This is a genomic window from Streptomyces sp. NPDC093149 (assembly GCF_044754145.1).
Lineage (GTDB): Bacteria > Actinomycetota > Actinomycetes > Streptomycetales > Streptomycetaceae > Streptomyces.
The window spans coordinates 1-1350 of record NZ_JBIVON010000078.1; the positions used below are offsets into that span (position 1 = coordinate 1).

At 69.9% G+C, this 1350-nt stretch carries 1 protein-coding gene; it reads right to left on the reverse strand.

Annotated features, from left to right (window positions below):
* Positions 1-137: 137 nt before the first annotated feature.
* On the reverse strand, positions 138-1350 hold a 1213-nt coding region (locus ACIQCZ_RS42585), incomplete at its 5' end, for an IS1380 family transposase (protein WP_402291598.1).

The following is a 1350-nucleotide window of genomic DNA, read 5'->3' on the forward strand; positions in this document are numbered from 1 at the left end:
CCTCGCCGTTTCAGTTGAGGTTGCTGGGTGACTGAGCGAGGTTGTTTGAGGCAGTGTCGGCCGGTGGACATGGCGATGGCCCGACGCGAGGTCGGGTTCTCCAGGGTCCTTGAGTCGGGGGTGGGCAGGACCGCGAGTCAGCCGGCGGGGCGGGGCAGTGCGGCCAGGCGGTGGAATGCGGCTGTGAGCTCATTTCGCCAGGGCCAGGTCGCTGATATCCGGAGGCGGAGGCGGCGGCCGCCCCGGGTGATCCGGGCGGCGACGTGCAGGAGCCTGTAGCGGAGTTTCTTGGGTTCGGCAGCCGAGAGTTCGCCGTCCAGCAGGAGGACGCGGGTCCAGGCCAGGAGGTCGATCGCCGCGAGGCTGAGTTCGAGCCAGGCGGCGTTGACCGGGAAGCGGCGGGAGGGGAAGCGGCCGAAGCCGGTGGTTTTGCCGCACCGGATGTGGTCCTCGACGGTGGCGTGTTGGCGGTGGCGGACCTCCAGGAACTGGGCCGATCCGGAGGTGAACGGGGTGTCGGTGAGGAAGACCTGGTGCCGCATGCCCTCGTCCTGGTCGAAGAGCGAGAGCTGGGCTCCGGGGTGGGGACGTTCGCGGCGGACGATGATGCGGGTGCCGGCCGGGTAGCCGGGGAGGTCGGTCATGCCGGTCAGTTCGGCGACCTCGGCGGAATCGCGGAGGGTGCCGTCCTGGTCCAGGGCGGGGTGCCAGACCTGGTCGGGCAGGGCGCGGATCGCGCGGCGGACCGGCTCGGTAATGGCGTATCCGACCGAGAAGAAGATGCGGATTCCGCGTGTTTGCAAGTTTCGGACGTGGGCGAGGAAGACCTTCGCGGAGCCGGCACTGTCGGTTCGGACGAGGATGTCGGTGCCGTGCCGGTGGGCGTCGGGGATCTGCGCGAGAGCGTCGTTCAGAACCGCGATGTGGTCCGCGGCCGTGTTGGCTCCGGCGTTCCCGGGCCGCAGCCGCCCGGACATGCCCTCGCCTGTGTTGGCTAGGAAACACACCAGAGGATGGAAGCCGAAGCCACCTTTGTAGGTGGGTGCGGCCGCCTCCTTCTCGGAGTGGCAGGTGATCAGCGTGGCGTCGATGTCCAGGACCAGGCCGGGCAGTTCCTGTCCGCCGGCTTTCGCCGCCGGTATGCCGCCGCGAGTCTCGGATGCCTGCAGCCAGGCCACTTCCCGGGCCTGGGCGCGGGCCGAGCGCAGGTGGTCCAGTACGCGTTCGTCGACGTCGGCCAGCAGCCGCCAGGTAGTCGGTGTCGAGGCGACAGGGCCGAACACCTCGCCCTGGTCGCGCAGGACGGCCAGATCCGCGATCGCCTCGCCGCCGTCAGCGAGCATCACCGCG